Origin of the sequence: Rhodococcus globerulus NBRC 14531 (assembly GCF_001894805.1) — a bacterium.
Lineage (GTDB): Bacteria > Actinomycetota > Actinomycetes > Mycobacteriales > Mycobacteriaceae > Rhodococcus_F > Rhodococcus_F globerula.
In genome coordinates, this window is record NZ_BCWX01000004.1 from 129,576 (window position 1) to 142,996 (window position 13,421).

The window sequence follows — 13,421 nt, forward strand, 5'->3', positions numbered from 1 at the left end:
CTCACTTGTTCTGCCACTGCGGCACCCGCTTATCCACAAACGCCTGCATACCTTCCTGAGCGTCGCAGGTCACGGCGTTTGTTGCCATCGTTTCCGCCATTGCCTCGTACGCCTGCGCCTGGGGCAGATCGATCTGCTGATAGAACGCCTGCTTACCGATCCGAACCGTCAGGGGGCTGGCGGTCGTGATCTTCGCAGCCAAGTCGCGCACTTCCCGGTCGAGGTCAGCCGGGTCGACCACGAAGTTCACCAGACCCCAATCAGCCGCCGTCTCAGCATCGATGGTTTGGCCCGTCAGCAGCATCTGCATCGACCGTTTGCGGCCAACTGCCCTGCTCAGAGCCACCATCGGCGTGGAGCAGAACAACCCGATCTTCACTCCGGGTGTACCGAAGACAGCATTCGACGCCGCCACGACAAGGTCACACGACGCCGCCAACTGGCATCCCGCCGCAATTGCCGGTCCCTGCACGGCAGCGATCACCGGCTGGGCGATCTGCTGGACCGTTTCCATCATCTCGGTGCAGCCGTCGAATATCGCGCGCTCGTCATCGAGGGTGCGGCCGATCATCTCCGTGAGATCGTGGCCGGCCGAAAACACGGGCCCCTCGGCCCGCACGACAACGATGCGGACTCGCGGATCGGCGGAAAGTTCCCGAAGTCCCGCTGTCACCTCGCTCATGGTCTGCGCCGAGAGCGGATTGCGCCGCTGCGGCTGATCGAGCGTCAGAAATCCGATGCCCGTCGACTCTTCGACTGATGTAGCTACCGCACTCTCGTTTATCTGCGTCTTCGACATGCGTCCTCTCTACCAATCGAATCCGTCCCGGTCAACGAGACGAAACGGGCAGCTCGTACCGAAGCGTCGATACCTTTTCAGTTAATACTTCGCCACTACGAGGAGTGCCCATGAGCACCGACGCCATCATCACCACCGACCTTGCGCAGATCCTGCAGGCGCAACAGGACGCCACGCGCGCCGCGGGAGCGCCGACTGCAGAGGAACGTCGCCGGCGCATTCAACAGGTGATCGACCTGCTCGTGGCGAACCACAAAGATCTGACCGAAGCCATGAACGAAGACTTCGGTGGACGCCTCCCGGCCTACTCGGTCATGAATGACGTTCTCGGATCGATGGTTTCACTCAAGCACGTCCGAGATTCCCTCGAAGACTGGATGGTTCGCTCTCCGCGCTCCACCGGCGCCGTCCAGGATCAGCTGGGCGCCAAGGCTTACGTCGCGTACCAGCCCAAGGGTTCCATCGGCATCATCGGCACCTGGAACGCACCCCTCTTCACACTCTTGAGCCCCCTCGCCTGCGCACTCGGTGCCGGTAACCGTGCCGTTCTGAAGCCCTCCGAAATCGTGCCGCACACCGCTGCCGTCCTGGCCGACGCTGCGGCGCGCACCCTCGATCCACTCGAAATCGCCGTCGTCACAGGCGGACCCGATGTGGCCGACAATCTCACGTCACTGCCCTTCGACCACCTGGTCTTCACTGGAAGCACGTCCATCGGCAAGCTGGTGATGGCAAACGCCGCGAAGAACCTCGTGCCGGTCACCCTCGAACTGGGCGGAAAGTCGCCGAGCGTCCTGGGCAAGAGCGCAGACTTCGCCGAAGCTGCACACCGACTGGCTATTGCGAAGTCCACCAACGGCGGTCAGCTCTGCGTCTCCCCCGACCTGATCTACGTTCCGCGTGAAGGCATCGAACGATTCATCACCGCGTTCGCAAATTCGTTCACCGGCCTCTTCCCCACCGTTGCCGACAACACCGACATGGTCTCCATCGTCAACGACCGCCATCTCGCCCGCATCGAGGGATACATCGCCGATGCCGCGGATCGTGGGGCACGCATCATCACGGTTCCCGACGAAGAACTGTCGGCCGACACGCGTCGACGCCCACTGCGGATGGTCGTCGATCCCCCGGCCGATGCCGAGATCATGAAGGAAGAAATCTTCGGGCCGGCCGTCGTGATCTTGCCTTACGACGAGATGGATGCCGTTGTCGCCGATATCAACTCGCGCCCGAAGCCCTTGGCTCTGTACTACTTCGGCACCGATCTCGACGAGAAGGAATCGGTGCTCGAGCGCACCAATTCCGGTGGCGTCACGATCAACGACGCGATGGCGCACCCAGGTCTCTCCGACGCACCGTTCGGCGGCGTCGGCGCGTCCGGAATCGGCCACTACCACGGCCGCGAAGGATTCCTCGAGTTCAGCCACGCACGGACGGTTCTCGAAGCAGCAGAACATGATCCGCGCGGCGAGTGGGGCATGTTGCCGCCGTACGGTGACAGCTTCGAGCAGATGATGCTGGCTCAGGTCACACCTTAGGGGCACAGCCCCTGTGCGCCTTTCCGCTAGTCGCCGCGACCGGAAAGGCGCACGGGCGCAGCCCAACTGCCGAGCAGAGGCGCGATCTGCGCTATGTCGGCGACACCAGTCGCTGCGTCGATAACCACGTCGTACGCATCATCTTCGGGCGCATCGAGATGTAGCCCGTTGATCGAATAGAAGACAAAAGCAGCAACCCACGACAATCGCTTGTTCCGTCGACCAATGCATGATTCCGGACGAGGGACTGCAGCAGCGCAGCTGCTTTGACATGAATGTCCGGATAAGCCTCGTCACCGAAGACCGTTGCACTCGGTCGATGCGCGGCTGATTCGAGCAAGCCGACATCCCGAACCTGCAGACCGCCGAGCTCATCACAAAGCACTAAAAGATCGTCGACCGTCAGATACCGAATCACTGTGAGAGACGGTCGAGCAACGGGCCGTACTCGGAAATGGCGGCGCGGGCAGCTCGTCGAACTTCGGTATCTTGACACAGACGTGCCGCTCGATCAGCAATTGCCCTGATCACGGCTTCCTGCTTGCTCATATTCGAATGATGCCGCTCTGATACCAGCACCGAAAGCGGCAAAGTTACCAGTTAAGCGCTACCGAAGTGCAGCGAACCGAGCGCTCAAAAACTCGACCAACTGCCATGGCTCCGTGTCCGGCGAATCGAGCAAGGCAATCAGTCCGTCCTTGTCGGCAGCAGCGATCGGTTCGATTCCCCCGAAGGTTCGCATAGCGCTGCCGGCGGGCAACACCCGCGCACAGACCAACGAACCAGCTTCGAGGTTCAGGCTTCCCCACTCGTCGGCGACGTCGTACGCCACGTCGGTTCGGACATCGCGCAACGTCAGCGATGTACCCGGCACCGTCGACGCAACCTCGTACACCGACTGCGGTACCTGCAACCACTGCTGCGCCAGTTCCAGTTCGTCGGCCGGCAGCAGTTCACCGCGTCGCTCGACAAACACTCCGAAGATGTTGCTGTCGAAAAGTGCTGTGTCGACAGCCAATCCACCCTCGAGCGCACGAGTCAACGCGTCGTCGTCATCCCAATGCTGGGCGCGAACCTCGGCGAGGTCGAAGACAACATCGAAGTACTCGGGACTGCGGGAGAAGAGTTGCGCCTTGATGTACAACCAATTTGCCCGGTCGTCGAAGGTGATCTCCGACTTACCCAGATGGCAGACCTTGTACTTGCGTCCGGATCCACACCAGCACTTGTCATTACGGCCCAGCTCGGGATGTTCGGCCGGCGCATAGCGCGCGAGAACGTCGTGCAGAATCTCCGACTCTCCGCCTTCGATCCGACCCAACAACGCAAGCGCCCGCGTTGCGTCGCTCCGATCCGCCGCGAGCAACGCAAGCTCGAAAATCGCCGGTACCCAATCAGGATCGCGATCGAGCGCGCTCTCGTAGTAGGCCTCGGCCACAATGACCTTGCCGAGACGATCAGCTGCCTTACCTGCGAGCCAGTACGCGGCGGGCTTTACCCGGCGCGGCCCCTTGTCAGCCAGCGCCGTAGCCACCGCGTGCAGGATCTCGTCGTGGTCGTCGAGTTCGGACAACAATTCAAGCGCCGCAGCAGCTGCCGGCGGTTCGGCAACGGCCACATAGATCTGCGGGTTCTCCGTGATCTGCGCACGCGCCCAGTCGCCGATTTCCGACGTGTCTTCCGGGAATTCGAGATGCGCAGCCGACACCAGATCGACCAGCGCGATAACCGCAGCTGCCTCGTCGGGGTGCAGGTTGTCGCGAATCTCGAGCATCCGCGCGCGGTTCGCCAAATGGAACGCCTCGAAATCGAACCCTTCGATCGCGACGTAATCGCCGTCGCGAACATAGCCGGCCGATTCGAGCAGTTCCCCCAGCGGAGCGGCGGGCTGACGGAACAGTGTCGGCTCCTCGAGCATCAACTGCCAGACAATCGCGTCGAGTGTTTCAGCGCCGGTATCGGTGAGGATGTTCGCTAGGGCGTCCGCAAAACCGAGTGTCGGATCGACTACGTCGGCAACGGTACAGAGCGTCAACTCACGATCTGCGACAAACAGCCCGATCAGATCGCCTGCCGCGCATTCCGACAATGCGTCGGGGGCAAGCAGAAAACCTTCGTCAGCCGGGAACGTCGGGTCGTCGATTCCGCGTTCGGCGAGGGCGGCGTCGTCGAGCCCACGATGTACGACGCGAATCTCCCGATCCTCGGTGTCATCGAAGCTGTCGAGAAAAACACGCAAGACCATGAGATCGGGGTTTGCGTCGAGAACGCCAGAGCTGATCTCGGCGTCGGTGAGGCGATGCGTGAGTATCCGGTGCTCGAACAGTGTGTCGAGCGCGGCGTAGCGGGCCCCGGTCAGATAGCCCAACAGCGGATCCTCGACGTACTCCACGAACTCCGTCATGTCGTCCGGCGTTCCATGCCCGGCGTCAGCCAGCAAGTTTCCCCAGTCAGCAGCGGTCTGGGGGCCATGTTCGCGCAACAACTCCATCGCAGCTTCGGCGATCAAGTCATTGGGGTCCATAGGTTCGCTCACCTATCCAACTTTATCCGGTAGGCCCCGGCACGAGTATTCCGCATCGACCAGCGTCGACGCCCTCAGCTCAGCACTCTGATCAGCTCGGCGACATCGTGATGATCCCGCCCTAGAACCTGGAGCACATTGGCGGCCTGCAACTCGGAAGACACGATGACGCTGCCGACAACCTGGGCGCTCGAACCTGCAGGCAGAACGCGAGCACACACCAGATCACCGGGCTCGAGATCGGCGGCACCACTGACAGTCACGGTGTCGCCGGTCCGGCGATCCAGCAGCGTGTTCATCTCGGTCACCTCGAACACGGAACGCTCGACATCGAGCCATTGACGTGCCGTCGCCACCTCATGTTCGGTGAGTAAATTTCCGCGGCGGGTGACGAACTGCGCGAAGATTCCACCCTCGAACAGCGCGATGTCCAAGGCCGGCCCGTCGAAGATACTCCGATCGTCGTCATCGCTGCCGGCGGCGACAAGATCGTCGAACTGAACCACCATGTCGGCAAATTCGGAGGAAAACGCGAACATGCACGCCTTCCTGTAGAGCCAGCGGCCGTCTTCTCGAACCGACTCGTCGACCTTCCCCAGATGGCAAACCTTGTATTTTCGGCCGGATCCACACCAGCACTTGTCGTTTCGTCCCAGCTCGGGATGCTCTACCGGAATGAACTCCTGCAGTACTTCGTACAGGGTTTCCTCGGATCCACCGTCGATCCTGCCCAGCAAAGACAGTGCTCGGGTCGCGTCGCTCCGGTCTGCGGCGAACTGAGCCAATTCGAAAAGTGCCGGACCCCAGTCAGCTTCCCATTCCAATGCCTTCTCGTAGTGCGCTTCCGCGTCGAGAACGCGTCCGAGACGATCAGCCGCCTTACCTGCCAACCAGTGTGCCGCCGGCTTGACGGCCTTCGGACCGCGTTCGGCCAGCTCGCCGCCAAGCGCTTCGAGGATCATGTCTGCGGTGGGGTCCTGGTTCCGGAATCCCAGATCGAACGCCGCCACAGCTGCGCCCGCATCCGCAAGGGCGGCAAACGAATCAGGAACAACACCGACATGTCGACGTGCCCAGTCACGAAGGTCGAGATTCTCGATCTCGGCGTCGACATATCCGCGCTGAGCCAGGTCGACAAAAGCTACAACAGCTACGGCTTCGTCGTGCGTGAGATCGTAGGTCGACGCAATCTCTGCGGTCTGAATCTGAACTGCGTAAGCAGCGAAGTCGAATCCATTGCGTGCAAGGAGTTCTCGTTGATGCTCGTATCCTGCCGCGGCAAACATCTCGCCCAACGGAGTGCTGGGAACAGTGAACAACGACGAGTCGTCGACAGCAAGTTGCCAACCCACCGCCTCGAGCGCTTCCACACCGTTTTCGGCGAATATCTTCTCGAGTGCCGGCGCCAGATCCGGCTCGTCTTCGACATCCGCCTGCCACACCGTCAGTTCACCGTCTTCGATGGCAATCGCGATCAGATCACCAGCTGCGAAGTTGGCCAAAGTCCCGCGGGGCAAGGCAACAACACGGCGACTGAAAGCAGCGTCGATTCCGCGCTCTCGCAACAAGTCTTGTTCGAACTCTGCCTCGACAACCCGAACTCCGCCGTCGATACTCGACGCGAAACGCAACACCGGTTCGAGGTCAGGCGTCGCCTCGAGCACCTCCGACGCGATCTCGATTTCGCTGAGCCTGTGCGTGAACACCAACCCTTCGAGCATCTCGTCCAGAGCGACATACTTGCCGCCGGGGAGGTACCCGATCATCGGATCATCAAGGTACTCGAGCACTTCGGCAATGTCGGACGGCGAGCCGAACTCACTGACACACTGCGCCCATTCTTCGAGACTGAGCGGACCGCGCTCACGCAGAGCGGTCATCGCAGCAGTAGCGAGGGCATTGTCGTCGACTTCGTTCACCACCCAATAGTAGGCGAGCGCGCAGGCTCGCCAATCTGCCTCGACTAGCCGAGTCCACTGACCCCTTCACCCAACACCATCGCGCCGAGCAGAGCCAGGATCACCGTCATCATGACGGCGTTGTTGGCGGCCATCCACGATTTTGCCGAGTCAAGCATCGACGCGGCACGCTCGCCGAATACGAGGTTGACCACAACCGGTGCGGCGACTGCGGCGCTCGCAACAATCGTGAACACAACAGCGGCGATGGCTTGCTCAGCCACAACGTAGGTTCCGGCGGCTATGGCCGCGCCTCCCGCGACGGCCAGTGCAGCATTCTTGGGATTGGCCGCTGAGAGCAACGCGATCCCCAGGGATTTCAGCGGGCTGAGCGAACTGACACTCGACATCCACTTCGGCTGAGTGGCTTCTGCGTCGCCCCGTGGCCGGGATCGCCATTGTCTGAATGCGAGCGCGAACAAGGCTAACCCCAGCACTATCCGGACGACACTTGCCCACCGCGTGGTCTCGGATTCGGGTACGGCGGTGTCGACAAAAGCGATAGTCAGTGCCACCACAGCTCCGATGCCCACGACCCAGCCGAGAATGAAGGCTGCAACCGAGCGTCGTGCGTCTGCAGTGACCAGCATGAGAACCACAACTGCCATCGGCACGGACACAATCGCCAAGCCGACTGCAACGGGCAATGATTGACCTAGCGCATCAAGCACGTGGGTCCTCTCGGTTAGTTAGCGCTCATAGCCCTTGCGCATATCATCTACTATCCGAGGCTGGTCGAGCGTCGACGGTTCCATGTCGCGGCGCGGACGGTCCCGCGGGAAGACGGAAGCCGACGCCAAAGTAGGTCCGTCGAGGAAGCGTAATTCCGGAGCGCTTTCAGGCAGACGCAATTCCGGTGGCACTCCCCCGGACTGAGCAAGTACGTATCCCCAGTCACCAAAACTGGGAACGAACACGTGGTACGGGGAGACCCCCAAACCAACTGCGGATACCGTAGACACTGTTCGCCAATAGGCATCGGGCGTCGAATAGGGACTGCCCGACTGGACGACCATCAATCCGCCCGGATTGAGCGCTGCCGCGGCCAAACCGTAGAACTCCATCGAATAGAGCCTGCCCAATGCCGGGGTATCAGGATCGGGCAGATCGACGATCACCGAGTCGAATCCGGGTTGAGGCGCCTCGCGCAACCACCGAAAAGCATCATCGAGCACAACGTGTACGCGTGAGTCTTCGAGTGCGCCGCCGTTCAACGATCGCAGTCGGGTGTTCGCCAGTTCGATGACGGCAGGATCGAGCTCCACCTGCACAATGTCCTGAACGCTGGGCATCCGCAACACTTCCCGTGCCGCAAGTCCGTCTCCGCCGCCCAAGATCAGTACCCGTTGCGGATTGTTCGAGAGCGCCGGATACACCAGAGACTCCGTGTAGCGGTGCTCGTCGACGCTCGAGAATTGGAGATCTCCGTCGAGGAAGAGCCGGACGTCGTTCTTACGTTCCGTGACAACAATTTCTTGATACTGCGATCGCGATGCCGCGACCACAGGGTCGGTGTACAAGCGCTGACGGGCCGTGGTTTCGATGTCGGAAGCGGCGATCAACAACCATCCGATCAGGCTCGCGGCCAACAACATTGCCACGACGGCAATCAGTCGGGCGCGCAAGCTGAGCTGCCACCGCAGCAGAATCAAGGCAACGACTGCCGCAGCGACGAGGTTGATCATGCCGGTAATTGCTGCGCCCCGGATCATCCCGACCCACGGCAACAAGACAAACGGCCAGAGCAACCCGCCGATCAGCGCACCCAAGTAGTCCGCTGCATTCAGATTGGCGAGCACTTTTCCGGCACTTTGTGCGTCGTTGTCGGTGCGTCCGGATTGCAGCAACGTCATCAGCAGTGGCACTTCCGCACCCACGAGAATGCCGATCAGTGCCGTGGCAGCAACAAGAACTGCCCCGCTGGAACCAAAGAACGTGAAGGTGACGTAGAGCGTGACCGCGCTGAATCCCCCGATGATGCCGAGCAGAATCTCCACTGTGACAAAGGAAATAGCCGCGTGCCCCAACAACGGTTTGGCGGCGAGGGCACCGATACCGAGCGCCGCAACGAATCCGGCGACAATCAGTGACGTCTGTGTGATTCCGCCGCCGGTGAGACTGACCGACAGAGTGAGCAGTGCCAACTCGTAGATCAGTCCGCAGGCAGCGCAGGCAGCGACGGCGGCAAGGAGCAGCACCCGCGCCCGAGCAGTGAGCACAGCGTGTGAATCGGTGACAGTCATCAGGTGAGAGCAGCGGCGTTCACCAAGCCGATGGACAGCAGGGTCACGCCCACCGCCCAGGCCGCACCGCACATCTTCGGATCCTGTACCAGCGCAACCAACTTACCCGGCAGGAATGCATTCATCAGTCGCAGCGCAATGGCCTGGAGAACAATTGCGAACAGACCGTACACGGCTGAATCCGCAAGTCCCTGGGCAAATCCGTCGGAACTGGTGAGAATGGCGGTCACGACGATAATGGCAAGCGCCAGATGGTTGGCACCCAGAAGAATTGCCGCATTCGGATTCTTGTCGACGTACACCTGGTGGCGGAGATTGCCCGGCGTCATAAGATCGAGAACCAGAAATCCGGTGGCCAGAACTGCAACTCCGACTACGAAGTACGCCAGCGTCCCCAGAACACCACCGACCAGCAGAGCTGGGTCAACAGTGCCGATTTCCACAGTTTCAGCAGCAAGGTTGGCGTTCACGAAGCTCTCCTGAGTTTGGTCCGATTGTCACTTGATGTGGTCATTTCGCACTTCCCGATCCACCGCTGCCGCTGCCGCCACCGGCCGGTGATCCCGGATTGAATCCTGGTCCCAGATAGGCATATCCGCCGCTGCGGTATGTGCCGTTGATGTCTTCGACCTTGATGGTGCTTCCCCCTGCTGCTGCGCTGACGGTAACGATGTCGTCGTCGTAACGCAGGTACTCGTTGCCGCCGTCGGCGCTGCGGGCCGCAGGTTCTTCCGCATCGACGATCCGCGACACCGTCGTACCGACAGGATCTTTCGACGAATACACAGCGACGTCGCCGGTTTGCGAACTCTTGGAATAATTGTCCGCAATGAAGTCCTTGACCGCGTTGCCGCACGACGACAGCACACATGCCATGGCGATCATGACGGGAACAACCCATTTCCTGCCGATCACGGATGCCACCTACTTCTGGTCTTCACAATCACTCCGGTCCCCTCCCCTGGGTACAAATGCCAACTCTGCCAAGCCCATCCATGCCCCAGGCTGCTGCCGAACAACACCGTGACAGCGGTGTCGTCTCCGGGAAACGAACCGCAAATCCAACCATCTGCCGCTGCCTGCACTTTCAGGCGGGCAGCCTCGGCAACGAACTCGGTTCGATCGAGAGTCTGCGTGGAAGATTCGAAACGATACGGTCCCAGAACTTCAGCACCCGGCAGTGGATCGCCACCAGCTGTGACCGCATCGCAGGACACCTGCTCGGTCAAGGTCTCACCACCCGAGCGTGCCGTCACCACATGCGATGCCCCCAGCACTCCCAAAGTCAAAGCACCGTCGACTGTTTCGATAACAAGCTGGGCCAAGGCCGGTGGCGCAGGTGCGTCCACCACAAGGCCGAGCGCAGACGCATCCACGTCGGTGGGCTCCACGTCGAGGAGATGCACACTCACTGCGGAGGGCCGGAATGTATGACGGTCAACTCTGCACGGGTGACTGCGCGGCCGGTGGAAACCTCCCACGACTGGCCGCGCGCCCACTTCTCGAATGCAATGAGCCCGGTTTTGTCAGCAGTTGCATAGTCGGCGTAGTCCATCACGCCCGACGGCGCGGTTCCTGTCGTGCCCTCGGCTGTGAATCGTGCGGTTCCGCTTTCGATCCTGCGGTGCACCTTGTCGTCGAGAATGACGTCGCCACTCGGCTCGAGGTTGGTGCCCTCACGCCGCATCCACAGCGTCATCTCGAGTTCACCCTCGTCATCTTCGACGGTCAGCCAGCGGCGGCCGGTCGAACCGTCGAGAAGGTGCTCGCGCCAGATGTACCCCTCTTCGTCGAGGGTGATGGTCCCGCGAACCACGTGATCGATCCCCGCGTAGGTGACGATGTCTCCGACACCGATCTTGTGGGGGTCGTATACCTCCGGATAGTCCGCAAGCGGGTCTACACGCCCCACCGGAGCGCTCTTACGACCACGCAGAACCACGAAGGCCACTGCCGCGATCACAACAAGTATCAGTACAACTATCAGCACGTTCGTCAACGGTCACTCCGAAATCGTCGGGCTCGGCAAGGGCGCCGGGGCAATACCCTACCGATCGCTACTCGCCCGAGCGTCCATACGTCGCTGCACCCGATCCCGCTCGATGCCGATTTCGGACAAACGGCCGTGCATACCCAGTCACGTTTCCCTGAAACCCGTTGGACGGATTCACTTTCGATGTGGATATCTCGGAATCCTCGAGGGCCCTCGCGCGTTGAACAACTATGGCCAACTACAAAACAGTCAATCCCGCGACAGGTGAAACCGTCAGGGAATTCGATACTTTGGATGACGCCGGAGTGGAAGCCGCACTGGAAAAGGCTCATAACGGCTATCTGAACTGGCGAAAGAGCGCGCCGACGCAACGCGCGCAGATACTGACCAGAACCGCCGAACTGTACAACGAACGTGCCGACGAACTGGCACGCATGATCGCCCTGGAAATGGGCAAGCCCGTTCGCGAAGCCAAGGGCGAGGTACAACTGTCCGCGGCGATCTACCAGTGGTACGCCGATCACGGACCGGCGTTGCTCGCAGAAGAACGACTCGATGTTCCCGGTGCCGAAGAGTCTGTGGTGTACCGACGCCCGATCGGGGCGCTCGTCGGCGTCATGCCCTGGAACTATCCCTACTATCAGGTCGCCCGGTTTGCGGCGCCCAATCTCATGCTCGGAAACACCGTCATCCTGAAGCACGCGTCCAACTGCCCTCAGTCGGCGCTGCTGATGGAGGAGATTCTGCAGCAGGCAGGCCTGCCAGAGGATGCATACGTAAACGTTTTTGCGAGCAACGAGCAGATCGCAGACATGATCGCTGACCCCCGTGTGCAAGGTGTCTCGTTGACCGGAAGCGAACGCGCCGGGACCAGTGTTGCGGAAACGGCGGGGCGCAACCTCAAGAAGGTGGTACTCGAGCTCGGTGGTTCGGATGTGTTCATCGTCCTCGACTCCGACGACATGGACGCCACAGTCAAGGCGGCAGCCAAAGCACGATTGTCCAACGCTGGTCAGGCGTGCAACGCCGCCAAACGATTCATCGTCGTCGAGGACTTCTACGACGATTTCACTCGGAAACTGACCGCGTCGTTCCAATCCGTCACGGCCGGCGATCCGCTGGAAGCGGATACGGTCCTCGGTCCGCTGTCGTCCCAAACCGCAGCAGATACATTGCTCGAGCAGGTTCAAGACGCCGTCGACAAGGGCGCAACGCTTCTGACCGGTGGAGCGAAGATCGACCGACCCGGCGCCTACGTCCAACCGACATTGCTCACCGATGTCACCCCGGACATGCGCGCCTACAGCGAAGAACTCTTCGGGCCGGCGGGCGTGGTGTACAAGGTGAAGTCAGCGAAAGATGCCGTTGACCTTGCCAATTCGTCGGTGTACGGGTTGAGCGGATCCGTCTGGAGTACCGACCTGGACGCTGCTCGTGCGGTCGCCGCCGATCTCGACGTCGGAATGGCCTTCGTCAACGAACACGGCACCACCCTGCCCGGCCTTCCCTTCGGCGGAGTCAAGCGGTCCGGAGTGGGACGTGAGCTCGGCCCTTGGGGTATGGACGAATTTGCCAACAAGAAGCTGATCCGCGTGTCCAAGAAATAGAAGCTTTACGTTCGACCTGACAACTTTTCGACGGCGGCCGGATAGTCGGCCAGGATCTGATCGCGTGCGTCGTACAGATACCGCTGCAGCAATTCGACCGCCGTCGCATTGTCACCGGCTTTCAACGCGCTGTGTATCTCGTGATTCCGGGCGAGATACGGCGAGTGGAATCGGTGTGCGTCGTCCATGACGTGAAAGACCAGTCGCAGTTCGTTCCACACGCCGCCCATCAGTTCGTCGATTCTGCTGCTGTTACTCAGACCAGCGATAGCGCGATGGAAATGGATGTCGGCCGTTCCCACTCCGGTCCAGTCATCGGCGGCCAGACGTTCTTCTGCGAGCTCGAGCGCGGCGGCGACGTCACCGAGATTGCCTGTTTCCGGATCGAAGTCTCGCACTCCCGCCGACTCGACCACCCGACGGCAGATGTACAACTCGGCGATGTCGTCAGCTGACGGGACTCGAACGAATACGCCACGGTTGAGTTCGTGTGAAACCAACCGGTCTTCGATGAGGATCTGGAACGCCTCGCGCACGGTATTTCGGGAGACATCCAACGCCGCGCAGATGTCGGGCTCGGACAGTCGTGCGCCCGGACGAAAGCTTCCGTCGATGATCAGCTCGCGCAGAATCCCGGCGACCCGCGCTGTTCGACTGGTGCGCTCGAGTAGCCCTCGATGGGCGGCCAACGCGGCGTTAGCATCCTCTTTCGGGGGATTCAGGCTGGTCAAGTGCACTCCTAGTGGTTTGTTGCTG

At 61.0% G+C, this 13,421-nt stretch carries 13 protein-coding genes and 1 pseudogene; 2 read left to right on the top strand and 12 right to left on the bottom strand.

All coding sequences use genetic code 11. The features are described from left to right. Window position 1: 1 nt before the first annotated feature. Window positions 2-799, bottom strand: a complete 798-nt coding sequence (locus RG2_RS21100) for an enoyl-CoA hydratase (RefSeq protein WP_033233380.1) — start codon at window positions 797-799, stop codon at window positions 2-4. A 110-nt stretch (window positions 800-909) separates the two neighbouring features. On the opposite strand from RG2_RS21100, the gene RG2_RS21105 reads away from it, so the two are divergent. Next, window positions 910-2,340 (top strand): aldehyde dehydrogenase family protein, encoded by a 1,431-nt coding sequence (locus RG2_RS21105; protein ID WP_033233381.1) that lies wholly within the window; start codon window positions 910-912, stop codon window positions 2,338-2,340. A gap of 26 nt (window positions 2,341-2,366) precedes the next feature. Here RG2_RS21105 and RG2_RS21110 read toward each other — a convergent pair. The 10 genes and pseudogenes from RG2_RS21110 to RG2_RS21150 all read right to left on the bottom strand — a co-directional run bounded on the left by RG2_RS21110 (window position 2,367) and on the right by RG2_RS21150 (window position 11,064). Beyond that, window positions 2,367-2,758, bottom strand: a pseudogene (locus RG2_RS21110) (type II toxin-antitoxin system death-on-curing family toxin). Further along, window positions 2,755-2,889, bottom strand: a complete 135-nt coding sequence (locus RG2_RS32390; RefSeq protein WP_255285234.1) for a hypothetical protein — start codon at window positions 2,887-2,889, stop codon at window positions 2,755-2,757. The pseudogene RG2_RS21110 and the gene RG2_RS32390 overlap by 4 nt, the downstream one beginning before the upstream one ends. A 58-nt stretch (window positions 2,890-2,947) precedes the next feature. Continuing rightward, on the bottom strand, window positions 2,948-4,876 hold the full coding sequence (locus RG2_RS21115) for an SEC-C domain-containing protein (RefSeq protein WP_230590083.1): 1,929 nt from the start codon (window positions 4,874-4,876) through the stop codon (window positions 2,948-2,950). 62 nt (window positions 4,877-4,938) lie between these two features. Continuing rightward, complete coding sequence (locus RG2_RS21120) at window positions 4,939-6,783, bottom strand: SEC-C metal-binding domain-containing protein (protein ID WP_033233828.1); 1,845 nt, start codon at window positions 6,781-6,783, stop codon at window positions 4,939-4,941. 44 nt (window positions 6,784-6,827) lie between these two features. After that, a complete protein-coding gene (locus RG2_RS21125) occupies window positions 6,828-7,493 on the bottom strand; it encodes a GAP family protein (RefSeq protein WP_033233383.1) in 666 nt (221 codons plus the stop codon). Between the two features lie 18 nt (window positions 7,494-7,511). After that, on the bottom strand, window positions 7,512-9,065 hold the full coding sequence (locus RG2_RS21130) for a polyamine aminopropyltransferase (RefSeq protein ID WP_033233384.1): 1,554 nt from the start codon (window positions 9,063-9,065) through the stop codon (window positions 7,512-7,514). Next, window positions 9,065-9,535: a DUF350 domain-containing protein gene (locus tag RG2_RS21135; RefSeq protein ID WP_033233385.1), complete on the bottom strand. Its 471-nt coding sequence runs from the start codon at window positions 9,533-9,535 to the stop codon at window positions 9,065-9,067. Before RG2_RS21135 ends, RG2_RS21130 begins: the two co-directional genes overlap by 1 nt. Window positions 9,536-9,575: 40 nt before the next feature. After that, complete coding sequence (locus tag RG2_RS21140) at window positions 9,576-9,941, bottom strand: DUF4247 domain-containing protein (RefSeq protein ID WP_371851334.1); 366 nt, start codon at window positions 9,939-9,941, stop codon at window positions 9,576-9,578. A 35-nt stretch (window positions 9,942-9,976) separates the two neighbouring features. Beyond that, a complete protein-coding gene (locus RG2_RS21145; protein ID WP_033233387.1) occupies window positions 9,977-10,477 on the bottom strand; it encodes a DUF2617 family protein in 501 nt (166 codons plus the stop codon). Continuing rightward, complete coding sequence (locus RG2_RS21150) at window positions 10,474-11,064, bottom strand: DUF4178 domain-containing protein (protein ID WP_033233388.1); 591 nt, start codon at window positions 11,062-11,064, stop codon at window positions 10,474-10,476. Before RG2_RS21150 ends, RG2_RS21145 begins: the two co-directional genes overlap by 4 nt. Window positions 11,065-11,288: 224 nt before the next feature. Here RG2_RS21150 and RG2_RS21155 point away from each other — a divergent pair, with 224 nt between their 5' ends. Next, on the top strand, window positions 11,289-12,665 hold the full coding sequence (locus tag RG2_RS21155; protein WP_033233389.1) for an NAD-dependent succinate-semialdehyde dehydrogenase: 1,377 nt from the start codon (window positions 11,289-11,291) through the stop codon (window positions 12,663-12,665). 5 nt (window positions 12,666-12,670) lie between these two features. Here the strand turns inward: RG2_RS21155 and RG2_RS21160 are convergent, their stop codons facing one another. Beyond that, window positions 12,671-13,402, bottom strand: coding sequence for a GntR family transcriptional regulator (locus RG2_RS21160; protein ID WP_051730401.1), 732 nt, complete (start codon window positions 13,400-13,402; stop codon window positions 12,671-12,673). Window positions 13,403-13,421: the final 19 nt, after the last annotated feature.